The sequence below is a fragment of the Sinimarinibacterium arenosum genome (assembly GCF_005047655.1).
Lineage (GTDB): Bacteria > Pseudomonadota > Gammaproteobacteria > Nevskiales > Nevskiaceae > Solimonas.
On sequence record NZ_SUKF01000001.1, the window covers coordinates 431,765 to 451,608 of the forward strand.

At 60.2% G+C, this 19,844-nt stretch carries 20 protein-coding genes; 10 read left to right on the forward strand and 10 right to left on the reverse strand.

Annotated features, from left to right (window positions below):
* Positions 1–66: 66 nt before the first annotated feature.
* Positions 67–825 (forward strand): lysophospholipid acyltransferase family protein, encoded by a 759-nt coding sequence (locus E4T66_RS02020; protein ID WP_136847224.1) that lies wholly within the window; start codon positions 67–69, stop codon positions 823–825.
* Between the two features lie 88 nt (positions 826–913).
* The gene (locus E4T66_RS02025) at positions 914–1,393 is read left to right on the forward strand and encodes a nucleoside deaminase (RefSeq protein WP_211242721.1); all 480 of its coding nucleotides are present in this window, start codon (positions 914–916) and stop codon (positions 1,391–1,393) included.
* Positions 1,394–1,417: 24 nt separating this feature from the next.
* Here the strand turns inward: E4T66_RS02025 and E4T66_RS02030 are convergent, their stop codons facing one another.
* A complete protein-coding gene (locus E4T66_RS02030; protein WP_136847225.1) occupies positions 1,418–2,539 on the reverse strand; it encodes a fatty acid desaturase family protein in 1,122 nt (373 codons plus the stop codon).
* Between the two features lie 11 nt (positions 2,540–2,550).
* Positions 2,551–3,666 carry a ferredoxin reductase gene (locus E4T66_RS02035; RefSeq protein WP_441347688.1) on the reverse strand — a complete coding sequence of 372 codons (1,116 nt, stop codon included), beginning with the start codon at positions 3,664–3,666 and terminating at the stop codon, positions 2,551–2,553.
* Between the two features lie 150 nt (positions 3,667–3,816).
* Here E4T66_RS02035 and fabR point away from each other — a divergent pair, with 150 nt between their 5' ends.
* On the forward strand, positions 3,817–4,437 hold the full coding sequence (gene fabR / locus E4T66_RS02040; protein WP_136847514.1) for an HTH-type transcriptional repressor FabR: 621 nt from the start codon (positions 3,817–3,819) through the stop codon (positions 4,435–4,437).
* 12 nt (positions 4,438–4,449) lie between these two features.
* Here fabR and E4T66_RS02045 read toward each other — a convergent pair whose 3' ends face one another.
* Complete coding sequence (locus E4T66_RS02045; protein WP_169577437.1) at positions 4,450–5,307, reverse strand: OmpA family protein; 858 nt, start codon at positions 5,305–5,307, stop codon at positions 4,450–4,452.
* Between the two features lie 203 nt (positions 5,308–5,510).
* Between E4T66_RS02045 and E4T66_RS02050 the strand changes: the two genes are divergently transcribed.
* The 7 genes from E4T66_RS02050 (at position 5,511) to E4T66_RS02080 (ending at position 14,024) form a co-directional block, all read left to right on the forward strand.
* Complete coding sequence (locus E4T66_RS02050) at positions 5,511–5,924, forward strand: YidB family protein (protein WP_136847227.1); 414 nt, start codon at positions 5,511–5,513, stop codon at positions 5,922–5,924.
* 6 nt (positions 5,925–5,930) lie between these two features.
* Positions 5,931–6,848 (forward strand): NTF2 fold immunity protein, encoded by a 918-nt coding sequence (locus tag E4T66_RS02055; protein ID WP_136847228.1) that lies wholly within the window; start codon positions 5,931–5,933, stop codon positions 6,846–6,848.
* A 196-nt stretch (positions 6,849–7,044) separates the two neighbouring features.
* On the forward strand, positions 7,045–8,301 hold the full coding sequence (locus E4T66_RS02060) for a mechanosensitive ion channel family protein (RefSeq protein WP_211242724.1): 1,257 nt from the start codon (positions 7,045–7,047) through the stop codon (positions 8,299–8,301).
* 64 nt (positions 8,302–8,365) lie between these two features.
* Entirely contained in the window at positions 8,366–9,475 is a 1,110-nt protein-coding gene (locus E4T66_RS02065; RefSeq protein WP_136847230.1) for a restriction endonuclease, read from the forward strand.
* Between the two features lie 25 nt (positions 9,476–9,500).
* Entirely contained in the window at positions 9,501–11,366 is a 1,866-nt protein-coding gene (locus E4T66_RS02070; RefSeq protein WP_136847231.1) for a DEAD/DEAH box helicase, read from the forward strand.
* A gap of 310 nt (positions 11,367–11,676) precedes the next feature.
* A complete protein-coding gene (locus E4T66_RS02075) occupies positions 11,677–13,179 on the forward strand; it encodes an AAA family ATPase (protein WP_136847232.1) in 1,503 nt (500 codons plus the stop codon).
* Positions 13,180–13,427: 248 nt separating this feature from the next.
* Positions 13,428–14,024, forward strand: a complete 597-nt coding sequence (locus E4T66_RS02080; RefSeq protein ID WP_136847233.1) for an HNH endonuclease — start codon at positions 13,428–13,430, stop codon at positions 14,022–14,024.
* A 118-nt stretch (positions 14,025–14,142) separates the two neighbouring features.
* Here E4T66_RS02080 and E4T66_RS02085 read toward each other — a convergent pair whose 3' ends face one another.
* From E4T66_RS02085 to E4T66_RS02115, 7 genes are all read right to left on the reverse strand, one after another.
* On the reverse strand, positions 14,143–14,658 hold the full coding sequence (locus tag E4T66_RS02085) for a hypothetical protein (RefSeq protein ID WP_136847234.1): 516 nt from the start codon (positions 14,656–14,658) through the stop codon (positions 14,143–14,145).
* Between the two features lie 150 nt (positions 14,659–14,808).
* The gene (locus E4T66_RS02090) at positions 14,809–15,804 is read right to left on the reverse strand and encodes a helix-turn-helix transcriptional regulator (protein WP_169577438.1); all 996 of its coding nucleotides are present in this window, start codon (positions 15,802–15,804) and stop codon (positions 14,809–14,811) included.
* An 85-nt stretch (positions 15,805–15,889) separates the two neighbouring features.
* Positions 15,890–16,765: a metal-dependent hydrolase gene (locus E4T66_RS02095; protein WP_136847236.1), complete on the reverse strand. Its 876-nt coding sequence runs from the start codon at positions 16,763–16,765 to the stop codon at positions 15,890–15,892.
* 125 nt (positions 16,766–16,890) lie between these two features.
* Positions 16,891–17,298 (reverse strand): hypothetical protein, encoded by a 408-nt coding sequence (locus tag E4T66_RS02100; RefSeq protein ID WP_136847237.1) that lies wholly within the window; start codon positions 17,296–17,298, stop codon positions 16,891–16,893.
* A 175-nt stretch (positions 17,299–17,473) separates the two neighbouring features.
* Positions 17,474–17,689, reverse strand: coding sequence for a cold-shock protein (locus E4T66_RS02105; RefSeq protein WP_136847238.1), 216 nt, complete (start codon positions 17,687–17,689; stop codon positions 17,474–17,476).
* Positions 17,690–18,055: 366 nt separating this feature from the next.
* Entirely contained in the window at positions 18,056–18,829 is a 774-nt protein-coding gene (locus tag E4T66_RS02110; protein WP_136847239.1) for a DUF6090 family protein, read from the reverse strand.
* A complete protein-coding gene (locus tag E4T66_RS02115) occupies positions 18,826–19,587 on the reverse strand; it encodes a hypothetical protein (RefSeq protein ID WP_136847240.1) in 762 nt (253 codons plus the stop codon). The genes E4T66_RS02110 and E4T66_RS02115 overlap by 4 nt, the downstream gene beginning before the upstream one ends.
* Between the last annotated feature and the right edge of the window lie 257 nt (positions 19,588–19,844).

Genomic DNA, 19,844 nt, shown 5'->3' on the forward strand with positions numbered 1-19,844 from the left:
TTCAGTTCGGTGACAATGGCAGATTGTCTTCTCCCCCGAACTGACTCGCGCCGGCGGCGCATCCCGATGAAAAAACTGCTGGGCTGTGTGCTGACGCCGATCTTTCTCGTCGTGTGGCTGCTGTTGCTGTACCTGTTCCACGGATTGCAGTTCGTCGCGCTCAAGCTCTTCGGTGGTCCGGCACAGCAACGCGTGGTCGCGGCCTTGTGCGGTCTGCTGGTGTTGTCGCTGTGGTTGCTCGGCACCCGAACGCGCGTGCATTTCTCCGAACGGCTGCCGACCGATCGCCCGATCATCTTCGTCGCCAATCACCAGAACAAGCTGGATATCTCCGGCATCAACTGGTTTCTGCGCCGGCACACCCCGCGCTTCGTCTCCAAGATCGAACTGGCGCGCGGTATCCCCAGCATCTCCTACAACCTGCGCCACAGCGGCGCGGCGCTGATCGATCGCGACGACCCGCGGCAGGCGCTGAAGGAAATCGGCCGCCTCGGCAAGCTGATCGAGCAGACACGCAGCTCAGCGGTGATCTTTCCTGAGGGAACACGCTCACTGACGGGTGAGCTGGCACCGTTCCAGACCGCTGGCGTCAAGATCCTGCTGAAGAATGCACCGAGCGCGTGGGTGGTGCCGATCTACATCCACGACACCTGGACACTCAACCGCTACGGATCCTTTCCGATGTCGGTCGGCGAGACCTTGAGCTGGAGTGTGCTACCCGCGATCGATCCGGCCGGAAAGACGTCGGATCAGGTAGCTGCGCTGGCCGAGGCGAGCATTCGCGCCGAGCGTGAGAAATTCCTGCGTCAGGCACAGGCGGCATAGCCGCCGGGCCACGCGCGTGCGCGTCGCGCTACGCTAGCAACAGGCAAACGCTGCGGACAGCGCAGGCACCGAACAGGAGAATGCCACCATGACTTCATCCGAACATTCACCCGGTACGTCAGACCATACGAAGCTCATGCAGGCCGCGTACGCGCAGGCGCTGAAGTCGTACCGGGAAGGCGGGCTGCCGATCGGTGCGGTGATGGTCGCCGACGGTCAAATCATCGGTGAGGGGCATAACCGTCGGGTGCAGGACGGCGACCCGACCGCGCACGGCGAGATGGACTGCTTTCGTAAGGTTGGACGCCGGCCGCACTACCGCGATGTCACGCTCTACACCACCTTGAGCCCGTGCATGATGTGCGCCGGCACCGTGGTGCAGTTCGGCATCCCGCGCGTGGTGGTCGGCGAGGACCGTTCGTTTCCCGGCAACATCGAATTCCTGCGCGAGCACGGCGTCGACGTGGTGCTGCTCGAAGATGCGCAGTGTCAGCAGCTGATGAGCCGCTTCATCGCCGAACAGCCGGCACTGTGGAACGAGGACATCGCCGGGCGCGAGCGCGTCTAGCGCGCGGCCCGGCTGTACTCAGGGTCAGGCCGCAGCGACATCGCGTGGCGGATCGAGCGTCAGCGCACGATCACCGCGCGGCCGACTCGGCAGCGAGTGACGCAGGATGCGCCAGATCACCTGACCGAACTGTTTCGGCAGCGAGCCGGTGTTGTAGCGCTGGCCGTAGCGTGCGCAGATCTCGCGGATTTCCGGCGCCACCTCGGCATAGCGACGTGCCGGAATGTCCGGGAACATGTGGTGCTCGATCTGATGGCTCAGGTTGCCGGTCATGATGTGCAGCAGCGGTCCGCCACTGAGATTGGATGAGCCGCGCAGCTGGCGCAGATACCAGTGTCCGCGCGATTCATTGCGCAGCACGCTCTTGGGGAAGGTTTCGACGTCGGCGGTGAAATGGCCGCAGAAGATCACCGTGTAGGTCCACAGACTGCGCAGGATGTTGGCGACGACGTTGCCGGTCAGCACCGGCAGGAAGAACGGACCGGCCAGCAGCGGAAACACGACGTAGTCCTTGATGATCTGGCGCCGCATCTTGCGACCGACCGGGGCAAACTCCTTGCGCAGCTGCGCGCCGCTCATCTTGCCCTGCATCCAGCGGCCCAGGCGCAGATCCTGTATGGCCACGCCCCACTCGAACAGCAGCGCGAAGATCACTGCGAACAGCGGCTGCGCCAGATAGATCGGCTTCCACTTCTGCTCGGGGAAGATGCGCAGCACGCCGTACCCGATGTCGTCGTCCAGACCGCGGATGTTGGTGTAGGTGTGATGCTTGTAGTTGTGCGTCTTGCGCCAGTTGTCCGCGGTGCCGACGATGTCCCACTCGTAGGTCTTGCCGTTGAGCGTGGGATCGTTCATCCAGTCGTACTGACCGTGAATGACGTTGTGGCCCAGTTCCATGTTCTCGAGGATCTTGGACAGCCCCAGCAGCAGGGTGCCGAGGATCCACGCTGGCGGGAACAGTCCGAAGAACAGCAGACCGCGACCGGCGACTTCGGTGTAGCGCACCGCCTTGACGATGCGGCGGATGTAGCGCGCGTCCTCGGCACCGATCTTGGCAACAGTGCGGGCACGCAGCGCGTCGAGCTCGGCGCCGAAGCGATCCAGCTCTTCGGCGGACAGCGGACGATTGATTGAGGTATCGGTCATGGTGTGCGGAATCAAAGATCGAGAGTCAGGTCGCTGCAGGCGCGGCTGATGCAGATGCGCAGTGCGGCGGTCGGTTCGCTGTGGCGTTCACCGGTATTCAGATCCTGCGTGGTGCCGGCGAACTTGCCGCAGGCGCAGGTGTTGCAGATGCCCATGCGGCAGCCATGGGCCGGACGGATGCCCTGTGCTTCGAGCGCGCTCAGCAGCGGTTGTCCTGCGGGCAGCTCCAGCGTACGGCCCGTGGCGCGCAGTTCGACGCGCACGGTGCCATGGATGTCGTCGGTCACGGCCGGCAGCGTGAATGCCTCGGCATGGAACTGTTCAGCGCGCGAGCCGGCGATCTGGCGGGCGTCGTCGACAAAGCTGGCTGGCCCGCAGGCGTAGACGCGGGACTGCTCCAGGCCGGGTACCTGCTGTTGCAGCCACTCGGTGGTCAGATGCGCGCCGTGTTCAGTGCATGCGACATCATCGAGCGATGCCGTTTCGCGCGTCAGCACCAGCTGCAGATGGAAGCGCGGCTCGCGTGCGGCCAGTGCGCGCAGTTCATCGGCAAAGCAGAGATCGGCTGCGGTGCGCGCCCAGTAGATCAGCGTCAGTTCGGTGGGCATCGACGCTGCGGCCCAGGCGCGGGTCAGGCTCATCAGCGGCGTGATGCCGCTACCGGCGGCGAGCAGCAGCCAGCGGCCGTCAGCCGCTTGTGGCCAGGTCATCTCGCCGAATGCCGGGCTCAGCTCCAGCACGTCGCCAACCTGGGTGTGGTCGCACAGCTGCGTGCTCATCCGTCCGCCGTCGATGCGCTTCACCGTCAGCGCGATGCGCCGATCGGCGCGCGGAATCCCGGTGGGGCTGTAACTGCGGGTGACGCGGACACCATCGATCTCAGCCGTCACATTGATGTGCTGGCCCGGCTTGAAGCCGGTGAAATGGCGGTTGGGTTGCAACACCAGGGTGACGCTGTCGCGCGCTTCCTGCCGGCGTTCGATCACGCGCGCCAGCGGCCGTTCCCACGACCAGGTCGGGTTGAACCGTGAGGCCCAGAAATCGAACACATCCGGCGCAATCAACGGTTTCAGCAGGCGGCTCATGGCGCCGGGGGTTGTCGTCACAGCAGTCTCTGACAGTCGCAATGAAGGCAGTATACGCCCGTCTGCACAAATGTCTATACAACTGTATATTAATTGTGACGGTATGATTGCAACCGATCTTCCCAGCCCGGATGCTTCTTTACTTCTGCCGTGAGTCCTACCCGCACGCGTTCAGCATCCGACACCCGCACCCTGGCTGGGCGCAAGGCGGTGATCACACGCGATGACATCGTCGCTGCCGCACTCAAGCTGGTGGGCCCGAATCGCAGTGTCTCGACCCTGAGCCTGCGCGAAGTCGCACGCGAAGCCGGCATCGCACCCAACAGCTTCTACCGGCATTTTCATGACATCGACGAACTGGCGATCGCGCTGATCGATCTGGCCGGCCGCTCGCTGCGCGAGATCATCGGCGCCGCACGCCAGCGTGCGACCACCGAGCGCAGCGTTGTGCGCAGCTCGGTCGAAACCTTCATGGAGCAGCTCGGCGCCGACCAGAACCTGCTGCACATCCTGCTGCGTGAGGGTACGGTTGGCTCGGATGCGTTCAAGCAGGCGGTTGAGCGCGAGCTGCAGTTCTTCGAAGACGAACTACGGGTGGATCTGATCCGGCTGGCAAAGGTGAATCAGACCGGCCTGTACGAACCGGCACTGACCGCCAAGGCAATCACGCGGCTGGTCTTCGCCATCGGCGCAACTGCGATGGACCTGCCGCGCGAGCAGCACGGCGAGATCAGCCGTCAGCTCGTGCGGATGGTGCGCATGATCATCGTCGGCACCCAGACCATGGCCAAGGGCGGGGTGCTGGAATCCTGAGGCGTCGCCGCCTCAGGGCTGCTTGACCAGCTCCACGCGCCGGTTCTTGGCGCGGCCCTCTTCGGTGCGGTTGTCCGCCACCGGTCGTTCCTGGCCATAGCCGGCTGCGCTGAGGCGGCTGGCATCGATCCCCGCAGCGACGATCGCGTTCATCACGCTGGTGGCACGCGCCTGCGACAGGGTCTGATTGGCCGCCGCATTGCCGACGTTGTCGGTATGCCCTTCGACGCTGAGCTTGATGGCCGGGCTGGAACGCAGCATCGTCGCGATCTCCTTCACAGTCGCCAGGCCATCCGCTTTCAGATCGGATTTGCCGGTATCGAAGTTGATGTACAGCGTGATGAATCCGTTCTTGTTCAGTTCGTCCAGCAGCTCGTTGGCCGTCACCACCTGGGCCATGGCGGCAACCTCGGTGACGATCAGCTGGTAGCTCTGGGTCGGCGAGCTGTAGATTTCCGGCAGGACCTTGATCCAGAAATCCTTGCCGTTGGTCGTCACCTTCAGCGTGGTTTCGCCGCCATCGGTGTCGGTGGGTCTGCGTTCGAACAGAACTTCCCCGCCCAGTGACTTGACCGCATTCTGATAATTGCGGATCAGCTGCAGCGGACTGGGTTGCTTTTCGACGCTTTCATAGAAATACCGCAGAGATGTGGTGTCCCCCTCGATCGTTTCGACCATTGTGGGCTGACCCGCGGCGCCGACGGAAAAATCGACGGCGTTGTAGTTCTTGCTGTACTCGGTGATGTAAGCGTCGGGATAGCGCGTCAGCAGCGGATGATCCTTGGCCTTGGCGATGTCCTCGCCGGCTGTCGCAACGGTGACCGACGCTGCCCATGTCAGCAGGGTGATGAACAGAAGATTCCGAAGCATGTCTTTCTCCTGGATGCGCCAATCGAATGTCAGAAACTGCGCCGGATGCAAAGTATCCGCTGATGGAAGAACTGTCGTGTGACAGAGTTCAAGGTTCGGCGGGCCTCTCCGGATCGGGTGCAACGCTGTGCTGACTGCGTCGTGTTGCATCGACGGACCGGCTTCGGCTGACTACGATGGCGCACCCAACCGGAGGAATATCCATGGACGTGCGGCAAGTCGGAGCCAAGCTGCTGCAGGACTACTTGGATGGCCAAGGCAATCTCGATGTGATCGGCAAGGCGCTGATGCAGCTGATCGGCGAAAAGGGCGGCCAACTCGATATCGCATCGTTGGTTGCGCAGCTGTCGAGCAACGGTAATGTGCAGAACCTGGTCAAATCGTGGCTGGGCGACGGCGCCAATGCCGCGCTTGATCCGGCGCAGATCCTGTCGATCTTCGGCAACGGCAAGGTCGGCGCGTTCGCTGAACAGATCGGCATCGGCCCGGATCAAGCCGCCGCCGGATCGGCAGCAACATTGCCGCAGCTGATCAATCAGTTCAGCAGCGGTGGCAGCCTGCTGGAATCGGCCGGCGGCGTCGCCGGCATGCTCGGCATGGCCAAGAAATTTTTCTGAAACCTGATGACCCCAACAATGATTCGATTGTGCGCACGCGGATTCGCCGCACTGATGCTGGCCCTGGGCGCATCGCAGCTGGCGATGGCCGAGCCGACCCGGGCGCCAGCATGGACGCTGAAGACGCCCACGGGCGAGACGGTGTCGTATCCCGCTGACGCACACGGCCAACCGACCGTGCTGCTGTTCTGGCCGTCGTGGTGTCCGTTCAGCCGCGCGCTGCAGCCCTATGTACAGGACATCTGGCAGGACTACCGCGACGCGGGTGTGAACGTCTGGACTATCAACATCAAGGAGCGTGACGGCGACCCGGTGCAGGCGATGAAGGATCGCGGGCTCAGTTTTCCACTGTTGCTCAATGGCGATCCGCTGATCCGCAGTTACGAGATCACGCGCACGCCGTGGTTCGTCGTCATCGACGGCCAGCAGAACATCGTCTATACGCGACCGCCCAATCCGCCGACGCCGATCGACGTTGCCAAGGCTGCGCGCCAGGCCCTGAACAAGCTGCTGGGTGACAAGGCGGTGCCGCTGCCGACCAGCTACCCCAAGCCTTACGATCTGCACCTGCGCAAGCCGCGGCCGCCGCGCACCGCGGCCGATGCGGCGCCAGCGGCCGAGTGGCAAGCCTGGGCCGGGCACTATCTCGAACAGGTGCAGCCGGACGAACGGGTTGAAGGGCAGGTGCCGCGTGGGGCCATCGACACGGGCAAGGCCGCATTGCGCACAGCGCGCGAGGTGTGGACCGAAACCTACGGCAAGGATGAGACCTTTGAGCAGGCGCCATTTCTCGCGTTCCGTCGCGACAATCTGTGGGTTGTCTCCGGAACGGCGGTGTCCGGCAAACTCGGGCAGGGCTATGTCCTCGTGATCACCGCGGATACCGGAACCGTTGTGCGCCTCAGTGACGGCGCCAACGACTGACCCGCGCGTCGAGTCCAGGACGGGTGGGCGTGGCGTTGGCGCATCGTCGCCAGTGGCTGCAATCGAGTCAGTCTCTCGGCAACGGGGCTGCCTTCTGGCTTCGTCATGCGGCTGGACTTGCGCGCATCCCGCGGGCAGTCTCTGCTGAAAGCACTTTGCGGCGCAGGCGCGCACAAGCCCTATGAGTCCCATCGCGTTGGAAGACACAGTCCATCAGGCCCTGGCAGCCGTCCAGGGCGCATTCAACGCGCCTGAGACCTATATGCAGCTCGGCGCTGCTGTGGCGGCCGTGCTGTTGGCCTGGATGCTGTCCTCGCGCATCGCCGCACTCGGCTCGGACGCGAGCTGGCTGCGACGGCTCGTTGCGCGCAGCCACAAGTTGTTGATGCCGGCGATGACAGCACTACTGCTGATGGTTGCTGCGGCTGCGTGCAAGACCTTGATGGGTGAGCAGTGGTTGCTGCGTGGCGCCGTAGTGCTGGCCATGCTGTGGCTGTTCGAGCTTGGCATTCGCGTGCTGCAGGTTGGCCGCTTCGCCGCGTGGGCGCTGCATGTCGTCGGGCTGCCGATCCTGATCCTGCATCTGATGGGCTGGCTCAGCCCAATCACTGCCGTGCTCGAATCGATGGCGGTGGAGGTCGGCAGTCTGCGCTTCACCGCGGGGGGCGTGCTGCGCGTGCTGGTGTTCGGCTCGCTGCTGTTCTGGATCGGCTGGGTGTCCAACCGCGCCGGCCTGCAGGCGATCCGTCGCCAGGAGCGGCTGGACCTGCGTACGCGCGAAGTCGTCGCCAAGCTGTTCCAGATCGGCGTTTCGGTGCTGGTGTGCCTGCTGCTGTTGCAGGTTATGGGCATCAACCTGACTGCGCTGGCCGTGTTCGGCGGCGCGCTCGGTGTCGGCCTCGGTTTCGGGCTGCAGTCGATCGCGTCCAACTTCATCAGCGGCATCATCATCCTGTTCGACCGCTCGTTGTCGGTCGGCGACTACGTCGAGATCGAAGACGGTCAGGCGGGTTACGTGCGCGAGCTGACGCTGCGCTACACCACGCTGGAAACCTTCGACGGCAAGAACGTGCTGGTGCCCAACGAAACCTTCATCACCAAGGCCTTCACCAACTGGACGCACAAGGATCATCAGCAGCGTTACCGCGTGGACTTCTCGGTTGCGTACTCCACGGATATCCGCAAGCTGTGCGAACTGATTCGCGAAACCGTCAAACAGCACCCGCAGGTCATCAGCGGCGATCACCTGCCGATCGAGATGCGCCCCGACTGCGAGATCGACAGCTTCGGCGACTCCGGCGTCAACATGTTCGTCGAGTTCTGGATGGAAGGAGTCGACGATGGCCGCAACCGCGTCGGCGGCGATCTGCTGCTGATGATCTTCGAAGCCCTCAGAGAGAACGGCATCGAGATTCCATTCCCGCAACGCGAGGTGCGGGTGCTTCGCAGCTAAACGGATAGGCCTGGCGCACGCTGCGCCATATGCCCCTCGTTCTGACAAGCGCTTGCGTAGGAAAATGGTGCAGGCTCTTGTAGCCCGCGCAGCGCTGCCTACCTCTTTGGACTCAGCTCGAGTACGATCCGGCGCAAGGACAACCGAATCAGATCGCAGTCTCGGCAACGGGACACATAACGCGACTCGGGAGGGATGTATGGCAGGAAGACGTCGCAGAAACGACGACGGGCCGGCGCAAGCCGTGCTCGGCGTATTCGTCATGCTCGGGGCTTGGCTGGCCCTCAAAACCGGTGGTCCGCCACAGGAACTACTGGGACGGCTGGTCGGGTTCTCGGCCGCGGCTCTGGTTCTCGGCTATGTGGCACTTACCGTCATGACCCGTCTGTGTGGCAGTCGCGTCCCCGAGCGATTGGAGCCGGTATCCCCGCGAACGGTCGTGAATCGGCGTGAGTTCGTATACGCCGAGCCGGTTTTCCACGATGAACGCGTCAATAACGAGACGCCTCAGCCTGCACCGGCAGACGAAATCAGCGCCGACGAACCATCCAATGCATGGTCGCTGGCATTGATCAGGGCGCTCGAATGGAAGCGCTTTGAAGAACTGTGCGAAGGCTTCTGGAAAGCCAAGGGCTATCCCGCCGAGCTGACCGCACCCGGTGCCGACGGCGGTGTCGATGTGATCATCCGCGATCGCAGAGACCCGACCAAGGTCTTTGCCGTCATCCAGTGCAAGTCCTGGTTTGCCAAGCCGGTTGGGGTCGAGGCCGTGCGTGCGCTCTGGGGCGCCAAGGACCACTTCGGCGCCCAGCTCGCAATCTTCTACGGCTTGTCCGGCTTCACCCCGGATGCCCAGCACTTTGCCGATGAAAAGCATCTGAGCCTGATCCATGGCGGCAAGCTGCTGGTGCAGATCCTGTCGCTGCCGTTCGAGGCGCAACAGGAACTGCTGAAGCACGTCACCCGCGGTGACTACGTCACGCCAACCTGTCCGAACTGCGACATCAAGATGGTGCGCCGAAATGGCAACGGCCGATTCACAGATTTCTTCGGCTGCAGCAACTATCCCCGCTGCAAGCGGACTTTCAATATTTCGCCCGAGCGAGCCAGTGCGCTTTCTGCAATGGCTGATTTACAGCCCTTCCCAGATCAAGTAAACCTCCAGCAAAGGTGATCTAAATCACCATAGGGAGTGGTACATGGCGGTGTTGCTGCCATCGTTGAGCGCCAGTGCTGGACGCATGACGTCCGGTGAGAGGCGTTTTGCCGAGCGCATTCTGCAGAAGCTCGAGGACGACTACAGCGTCTGGTACAACGTGCCGGTCGGCCCCAAGCAGCTGCATCCGGATTTCGTCGTCTTTCATCCCAGCCGTGGCTATGTCGTGCTGGAGGTCAAGGACTGGAAGCTCGATACGATTCAGAGCCTCACGCTCAGCACCGCGACGTTGCTGACGGATCGCGGCCTCGTGAACGAGGTCAACCCCATGACCCAGGCGCGCGTCTATGCGCTGGAAGTGGCGACGGCCCTGGAGCGCGACCCGGCGCTGCGTCGGTCAGCAGGCCAACCGTATGCCGGCAAGCTGATCATGCCGTATGGCTGGGGCGTGGTGCTGGCAAACATCACCCGCAAGCAGTTTGAATCCACAAACCTGGGAGAGGTGCTGCCGCCGGGAAATGTCATCTGCCAGGACGAGATGACCGAGTCGGTGGATGCGGAACGTTTCCAGAAACGGCTGTGGGATATGTTCACGCAGGTCTTCTCCTGCAAGCTCAGCCTGCCGCAGGTCGAGCGCGTGCGCTGGCATCTGTTCCCCGAGCTGCGCATCTCGTCGGACAGCGGGCAGTTCGGTTTGTTTGACGAACAGGGTGAGAAGCAGTCCATCGCGATCCCGGACCTGATCAAGGTGATGGACATGCAGCAGGAGCTGCTGGCGCGATCACTCGGCTCCGGGCATCGCGTGATTCACGGTGTTGCAGGCTCCGGCAAGACGATGATTCTCGGTTATCGCTGTCTGCTGCTGGCCCGCACCCTGAGCAAGCCGATTCTCGTGCTCTGCTACAACGTCACGCTCGCGGCGCGCTTGCAACAGCTGCTGAGCGAGCGAGGTGTCGCAGCGAATGTGTCCGTGCGCAATTTCCATGACTGGTGCAAGGACATGCTCACCACCTACCAGCTGGAGAAGCCGAAGTACGATCGTGACTACGGCGCCTACACCGCCGAGCTAGTCGAGAAAACAATTCACGGCGTCGACATCGGCCAGATCCCCCGAGCGCAGTACGGCGCCGTGTTGATTGATGAGGGGCATGACTTTGAACCGGAGTGGTTCAAGCTCGTCGTGCAGATGATCGACCCCGACAGTAACGCCATGCTGGTGTTGTATGACGATGCGCAGTCCATCTACACCAAGAAGCAGCGCCGCAAATTCAGCTTCGCCAGCGTCGGCATTCAGGCACAGGGCCGCACCACGATTCTCAAGCTCAACTACCGAAACACGCTGGAAATCCTGTCGGTTGCCAAGGCCTTCGCCGAAGAGCTTTTGAACCCACAGGAATCCGATGAAGACAACGCCCCGATCATCGCGCCAGAAAGCGCAGGGCGCCGTGGCTCCATCCCGGAGCTGATCCGCTGTGCCAGTCCTTATGAAGAGGCGAGGCTGATCGCCGACCAGATTGAAGATGAGCGCGCACATGGGCGCTCGCTGTCAGACATCGGCGTGTTGTGTCGCAAACAGCGCCAGATGGATGCGATCAGTCATCAACTCAAGAAGCGCGGAATTCCCGTGCGCGTTGCCAAGGATCAGGACGACAAGCGCACGCTGTTTGAAGGCGAGCCCTCAGTGAAGGTTGTGACGTTGCATAGCAGCAAAGGCTTGGAATTCGGCGCGACGTTCATTCCCCGCATTTGTGAAATGCCGGGGAAGAACGAGGATGAATCGGATGAAGCGCGCTTGCTCTATGTGGGCATGACGCGGGCAACGGAGCGGTTGGTGATGACGCAGGTTGGCGAGTCGGATTTTTCGCTGCGCCTGAAGCAATCTATTGGCCAAGTGAGTTCGTTGGCCTAGGTATTTTGAGTTCAGAAGTTGCGTTTTCCAAGCCGGATCGTCTGCATTGTTCCAGGGGCGGTAGGTCTGCTAGGCGAAAAGTGTGTTTTGTGGTGCTTCTATATTGACGTCCTCTTTCACTCTGATGCAGGTCGAGCAGCGTGGCTGCTCTCGTTGCTCTTCGTCTAGAGAGAGAATTTAATTTTAAGAGTGCCGGCTTGCTGTCGACAGAGCTCGCGCAATTGACCATTCCACATCAAATATTTGATTCAGGAAGTGTCCGATTAAGAGTTTTATCGATTTAATTTTAGAAGAATGGAAGTATTAGTCGATGGCAAAACGCATTCGCTTCAAGGTTAGGCAACGTAATGAGAGCCTCTCTGAGACAGACGTTTTTGTTCTCACAACTGATAACTGGGACGACTACACCTACAAGGTGCAGTTCAATCTTGCGTATATCGATTCCTCTGGAATCGAGAATAAAATCGGTGAGATAAAAATTCTACAGGCCAAGAAGGGGGAGAAAGACATAGAGCATAGGACCCAACTTCCAGAGGATATATTTCAAGAATTGGGTGACAACTACATCTCTTTGGGCCATGAGTCGGATTACTACCAAACGCTGCACTCGATATGTGGTGCGGAAGCACCTAAAGTCTTGGTGGCCCTACGAGACATCGCGTGGCAACCAGCATTGGCTCACCCATTCGAGACCAGTTCGGCGTTTAGAAACGCCTTGATGCGCTTCAATGTTGCCCATTCGAATAGGCGCTTCGGTGCCACGCTTGTTGTTGGAAAAACGCCAGAAGACTCTCCAAAGTTCAGATATTCCGGAACGATACTGGGAGCTGCCGGGCCTACCGAAGCAGAGTTTAGATTTGACCCAAAAGACAAGGTGCCCGGGCGAGTTGTCGCCATAATTGGGCGCAATGCCGTTGGAAAGACTAGGTACTTGGCGCGACTAGGAGAGGACCTCGCGCAGATTGATCGGCTCTCCGAAGAATCCGTCAAGCAACGAGACAGTCGCTTTCCCGACGGACGGCCAATTTTTACAAGGGTTGTTGCCATTTCCTACAGCGCCTTTGACCAGTTTAGAAGGCCAGCAGCTAACCCAAGAAGTAGTTATGTCTATTGCGGAATTCGCAGTGACAAAGGAACGCTTTCTCAAAGGGTGTTAATCGATGTTTATAAGAACAATCAAGAACGCATTCGCGAGATGGATAGAGACGATGACTGGACTGAGTACATGCAGCGGATTCTTGGAGACCAAAGCGAATCGTTGACCGCTCTCCTGGATGCCGAGATCTCTCCAAACACGCCGAGCGGAGGACAGCTGTCGCTCCTGAGCTCGGGACAAGCAATTCTGTCCCACTTTGTGACAGCTCTATTGGCTTGGATACAGCCGAACTCTTTGGTGCTATTCGATGAGCCGGAAACTCACCTTCATCCAAATGCTGTCGCCAGCTTATTTATGGTCATGACAGCGATTCTTAAAAAGTACGATTCGTACGCTGTCGTAGCCACGCACTCACCGGTGGTTATTCAAGAGGTGCCTGCTGAACGGGTGATCGTGTTTACGCGAGAGGGCGACGTGACATCCGCGGAATCCCTGAGCGTAGAAAGTTTCGGAGAAAGCGTTTCAGAGTTGACTAGGCATGTTTTCGAGACCATAGAGGTCGAGAGTTTGTACCGAGACACGCTTAAGAAGCTCGCCGGCAACGAATCGGCGCAGGAGATCATGCGCCGATTCCCGCTCGGCCTAAGCCTAAACGCGCAGGCATATCTTCTGGCTTACCTGCGTGCCTCTGAAGTAAATCGCGAGGCAGACGAATGAAGCGCCTCGTGCCGTTGAGCAATACCCCTTCGTACGTGGAACGGTACCTTCGAATTAGGGATTCTAAGTCAGCAGACGTTCGGGTTGAGCTCGAGTCAATTCACAGACCGATCGTTCGGCAATACGATTCTTATGCGCTGCAAGCTGCATCGCGGAATCTCGAAGTTGTTCGTCGAAGTCAGAGGTGCGCCACATCCGCGAATGCCTTACGCCACTGTTACGACAGTCCGACGAATGCGTTGCGTGCATTGAAAAAAGAGATCAAGGAATTGCAGCCGAGGCGGCAACTGAAGTATTGCCCAATGTGTGGGGTTACGCTGCCGAAAACCTTCGATCACTACATGCCCGCCGCTAGATTCCCCGAGTACGCGGTGATGGCCTTAAATTTGATCCCGTGCTGTTCACAGTGCAATTCGATCAAGGACGATGACTGGTTGTCGACATCCGGCGAGCGGCAGTTCCTTCATCTCTACTTCGATTGCATTCCTGAGGAGCAGTACCTTTTCGTACAGCTCTTGAGTTCTGCCGACATGCGTGGTGTCGGTGCAAGTTTTGAGCTGCGACGCCCGTCAGGATTTCGCCGAAATAAATGGAGCCTGCTGACCTCTCACTATAAGCGCCTGAAGCTACTTGAACGATTTTCAGAAGAGGGCAACGAAGAGATTGCAGAGGTACTCGCAGGCTGCAAAGCACACTTGCAGGCAGGGGGGGGAAGTGCATCGCTGCTTCTTCAGAACTTGGCAAACGACCGTGCCACAGTTTACGGAGACAGCCATTGGAGAACGGTTCTGATGCGTGCGCTATCGACTTACTCGCGACTAGATCAATTGATTCCCTTGATCTAGCTTGTAAACGGAGTTGCTCGATTGCTGAAACACCTACCGCCTGCTTAGGGGCTTATAGCCAGTGTGTGATGTATATCCGCGCTGAGATTGATTTAGTGGAATGTCTTTTTGAAGGCGTCTACCGGTTCCTTAACAATCTCAGCGCGGACACCCCAATCAACGCCAGCGCCGCAATCGTGAACGGAATCGTGCTCGCGCCCACCAGATAGCCGATGGTGCCGAGCCAATCGGCTTCGCCGTACTTTGTGATACCGGCAGATAATCCTCTATTATTTGATAGATTGGCACAGTGGAAAAAGATGGTGTTGCCCCAGCCGGTGTAGACCATGCCCCAGACGATCCAGGCCTGGGCGCGGCGGGTGGCGTGGATGTGCGGCAGGGCGAGGCCGGCGATCATCATCATCAGTCCGTTCATGACGCCGGCCACATGGGCGACGCGCCAGCCGCGTTCGCTGCCGGGGATGACGGCGTGCGCGTCGATCGTGATCGGCCAGACGCTGATGGCTTCCAGGATCACGAAGACGAAACCGAAGCCGGACAGCAGGCCGATGATGGCGATGAGGGCGCCGTGCATCAGCAGGCGCAGGCGGCCGCGGGCCGCGGTGTCCTGCGTGTCAGTGGGGGAATGATCCATTGTTCTCCTCGCTTTTTATGTGCGCCTCTTCGCCCGAGATGCGGTCCCGCTTCGGAGCAGTCCGCTATTGGCGAGGGCTCAGTTGATCTTATTAACTTAACACCGTCAACTTATTGAGCCGCAGCCGGCATCGGGCGGTGCGTCAGCGGCTTATTTGAAGACTTCGCGTCGGTATTGGCTCGGCGAGACGCCGGTCCACTTGGTGAAGGCGCGGGTGAAGGTGGTGCGGTCGGAGAAGCCGAGCTTGGTGGCGATGGCGTCGATGTCCAGCGCGCGGTCCATCAGCATGGTCCTGGCGGCGCTGCTGCGGACGGCGGTCTGGATGTCGATGAACGAAGTGCCGGCGTCCTTGAGGCTGCGTTGCAGGCTGCGTTCGCCCATCTTCAGGCGGGCGGCGACGTCCCGGATCGACATCGAGGGTTTCTGGGACAGCAGCACTTCGATGGTGTGGGCAAGGCCGCTGTCAGCGCGCAGTTCCTGCAGGCGGCGTTCGAGTCTCAGCTGAGCCTTGGCGTGCAGGGTGGCGGAGCGGTGCGGCAGCTCCAGATCCAGATAGCGGATGGGGAAGCGGATGCCGTCATGCTCGGCGCCGAACACCGGATCAGTGTGGTACTGCCTGCGGTAATCGGCGGCGGCAATCATCGGCTGGTGGCGAAAGAAGACTTCAAAGTCCAGCGCCTGTCCCATCATCTGTTCAATCAGGCGCGTGACGACGGCGATCACTACTTCCATGTAGGTGGCGTACCCCTGACGCTCGTCGCGACCATGCAGTTCGAAGCGGATGGTGACGGTCTCGGGATCGATTGCGTAGTCGGCGTGCAGCTCGGGGTTCAGCAGGATCGGCAGGTTGCCCAGCAGCGGCAGGACCTGTCGCAGCGAGGTGCACGAAGCGAGGTAGGCGTCGATCTCCGGCGCCTGGTCGAAGGCGAAGTAGTTGCCGAGCACGAAGGGGAAGTGCGCTCGGGTCGAATGCGCGACGGCGGACTCGTGCAGGCGCACGAGCACGTCGATATCCGGATAGGTGGCGGTGTCGGCGGTGTCGTAACCGCTGGGGTTGACCTCGCGCAGCACCTGATCGAGATTGAACCCGCAGATCACGCTGACGCGTGCGAACAGGGACAGGACGTGCGGGTTGAGAGTCAGCACCGGGGCAGGGTGTGGCGGAAGGGAGAGAAACTCTGCCACACCCCGCCCGGGGCTGTCCTCGGGGGGAGGATGATGCGGTGGTGCCTCAGGCTGCGAGCAACGTGGAGCGGCTGGCCTGCAGCGGATCGCCGCTGTTTTCGTAGGACTCGTTCCACACGCGGTAGCACGCCGGCTCCTTGATGTGCGTGGGGTGGAAGCCGGGCTTGAAGTACTGCAGCACGGCCGGTGCCATGCGGGAGAACACACCGCCGACCGGCTTGTACAGCCACCACATGCCGCTGGCCCAGAGCCTGGCGCGCTGGCCGAAGCTGAAGCCGTCGGACTTCAGCACCTTTCCAAGGAAGTGCAGCGTGAGCACCTGGAAGGTGATGACCGCGGCGGCCATGATGCCGACGCGGGTGAAGTAGCCGACCTTGGCGGTCTTCTGCATGACGTCGAAGGCCACGGCCTTGTGTTCGAATTCTTCGATGGCGTGCCAGGCGAACACGGCGCGCATGCGCTCGTCCGCACCTTGCAGGAAGCTGGCGTTGCCGAACACGGCGTCGGCCATGATCGCGGTCAGATGCTCCACCGACGCGGTGTAGACCAGCGGCCACGACTGCGGCAGGTTGCCCAGCTGCCATTTGAAGAAGCGGTCGCAGAACTGCTCGATGGCGTCGACCGGCACCCCCTGTTCGCGCAGGCGGTCATTCCACTGGTTGTGGACGATGCCGTGCTGGCCTTCCTGGCGCATGAAGTCGCGCACTTCGGCGAGCTGCTGCGGGTCGGTGATCTGGTCGCGGTAACGGCGGACGCTGGAGATGAAGAAGCGCTCGCCGATCGGGAAGGTCATCGACAGTGCGTCGACAAAGCGCGTCTTGAACGGATGCCCGTCCAGCCAATAGCGCGGGATGTCGCCGTCCAGACCGAAGTCCAGATCGGTTCGCGGCACGATGTGCGTCTGAATGGTGTTGCTGTCCATCGTTCGTCTTCCGGCTGTGAGCACCCGATATTAGGGAGCCCGGCGGACGCGGCGATAGGTTATTCGGCGACAGGATGTGGCATTCGGCGCATGCGATGCGCGGGGTCAATGCGTTCCGAGCTGACCTAGAAGTGAAGCTCGGTCTCTACGCCCATATAGGGTCGGGCCGAATTTTCGCGCTTCACGAAAGGCCGCAGGATCCACTTCTCCGTGGCAAAAGCGCCCATGGCGGAGCCGAGCATATGCGACGCAACATCCAGCCGATTGCTATAGGAGTTGCTCTGGCCGAGCTCTATGGTTGCGAACAATAACGAGCTGGCCCCGAAACCGATCCATGCGCTTCGCTCTTTGGACGCACTTTTCTTGTCCGCCCAAATAGTGATTTCGCCGGCCATGACGGCACCGCCTGCCACATGTGACAGCTGGCTCGTGAGGCCGTCATAAGCCGCTGCCTGGCCGCAAAGCAGCAGACCAGCACAGAGAACAGCCACACGCCCCCAGATTCTTATATCGATCAATTTTCGCTCACTCACGTATCCAATCGGGTCAGTTTCCGCGGAACACGCCTGCGGGTTCAACTGATCACAGCGATACGGGATGGTTGTGGGGATGCGGAACCCCGATGACTCCAGCAATCAAACCGTTGCGGCAACAAAAAAGGCCGCGGCTTCCAAGAAGCCGCGACCTTTGATTCAGCCGGAGTGCCGTTTAGGCGAGCGGGCGAATCTTCGTTGCCTGCATGCCCTTCGGGCCACGGGCTTCGACGTATTCAACGCGCTGACCTTCGGCCAGCGACTTGAAGCCGCCGCCTTCGATTTCCTTGAAGTGGGCAAAGAGGTCTTCTCCGCCATTGGCCGGCGTAATGAAGCCGAAGCCCTTGGCGTCGTTGAACCACTTAACGGTACCGCTGGAGACATTGCTCATGGATGCATTCCTTAAAATTTAAAAACGGGCATACCGCCCGCAGAGGTGCAAACGGTCAAGGAACGCATCGGGGAATTCGTGCCGCAAAAACATACAACGGCCCTAACCAGCTGAGTACACTGCTTGATACTTGCCGGGCCACCATACGCGCTTTTGTTCGCCGTGTCGAAGTTATTTTTGGGAATTCGAGTATTCGATCCTGAAAAACCCAGGCGCTGCCTGGGGCAGAGTCTCAATTTGCAGCACTTGCCTGCAGGACCTTGGTGGCCCACCCCGCTGTGCTTTTGCCGCATTTTTCCGATCGCGAAGTCCACCGATGCGCCGTCCAGCACTACTTTTTCACGGGCTAGATGGCGCGCCGGAAGATCATGGCGCGCTCTCGGTTTCGCCAAGTTCTACCTTGACGATTTGCCGCAGCGACACCGCCAAGGCGACTGAGTGCGTCCCGAACATTGATGCAACTTCCATCGTCGAAGCCCAGTAACGCAATTCGTTCATCAGTGATTTGTCCTGACTGATGGCTTCGACAATGCTGCGCGCGTCTGCCTCGCTGATCGGTGAGTCGCAATCGAGCAAGCGTTGTATCTCTGAATCGGCCGCGTAGCAGTGATTCCAGATATGGGATTGCACTGAGAGCGGAATGAGTCCGCGAACGTGCATGCGATACGCGGGTCGCTCCGTAATGATCGGGTTGGCCGCAGACCGGTAATATTTCGCGAGGCTGTCACGCAATTTTGTGTTGGCGATCAGGCCGAGTTCGCCGGCGCTTTTCAGTTCTTCGTAGGTTGAATTCGCGGGGTAGAACTCGGCAACTTGGCTTGCCTGGAAATATGCGACCAGCAATCGCCATTGGGAAAGGCCGTCTGCATCGCCGCTTTCGGCATAAGCCGCCGCTTTCGCGCCGTAGTCGTAGACTTCTCCCCAGAACTGAAGGCGATCGCGATAAGTGGCGATGTCAGTGTCGAGATCGGTCGCGATCCTTTCAAGGAAAGCTTGCGCTCGGGCCCGATCTACGCGTGCCTCGTTCCAGTTCGAGACCTGAATACCGATGAAGACGCCCACGACAACGATGACGAAGTCGAGGATTACCGCGGTCCAATTCTGCGCTTTCACATGTTCGATGACGCGCGAGAGGATCATGGTATCGGAGCCTTTTCAGGCGAATGATGAATGCCGATTTCTGCGTCCAGCACATCGTGCAATGCCGATAGCTGTCGGCTGACCGGCAGTACTGCGCGCTCGGTGTAGACGCTGTACATATATGCGTTCTCGCTGACTTCGTTTCGGAAAACGCGGTCTGCACGCATGGCGCGTGTATCGCATTCGGGGTTGAGCCACAGCGAGTCGACCCCAAGACGGGACGGGCCGAGATGATGCGTGATCAGGCGCGGGAAGGCTCGTCCGAGATCGTGGCCGGAGCGACTGATCGCCGTGGTGAGATCGCGCGCCCGTGCTGCATCTTGCATGTAATTCAATATGGCTGTGCGGACCGGCGTCGAGGTGAGCTGATCGAGCCGGCCCGTCGACAGTAGCTCGATCACCGTCGGGAGTTCTGCGGGCGGCACCGTCGTATGGGCGGATCCGACGATGGCGTCACAGTGCTCCAGCGACAACACCTGATCTGTATCACTGCTGTTGAGATGGTCAACGGCATTGATCAGTGCGCGGGAGAATTTCGTTCGAGTTCGATCATAGATTGAACGCGTTTCGATCAGCTTCTCAACTTCACTATGCAGACGGTCGAGATACTCATGCTCATTTTTCTGCCGCCCCCGCTCAACGGCCCAGTCCTGCGCCTGAAGGCCGATAAAGACGCCGACGACGACGATGACGAAATCAATGACGATCGCCGTCCAGTGCTGATTCTTCACATGCTCAACAATGCGACGCAGGATCATTGGGACGTTGTCTCCGCGGGCGTGTGATGCGTGCGAAGCGATTGCGTAACGAGCCGGAGGCCGCGCCTGTTGTGGGTCTGATAGGCAAGGTTCGATTCGTTGAGGTTGTTCATGAATCGACGACGCAGATGCATCGCCGGGACATTGCCTGGGTGTGGCTGCGGCGAGGCGCTCCGATCTAGGCTGCCTTCGTTGGTTACTCCGGACTCAGGTAGAAATGATTTGGCCCGGATTCGCAAGAATCCGGGCCAAATAGG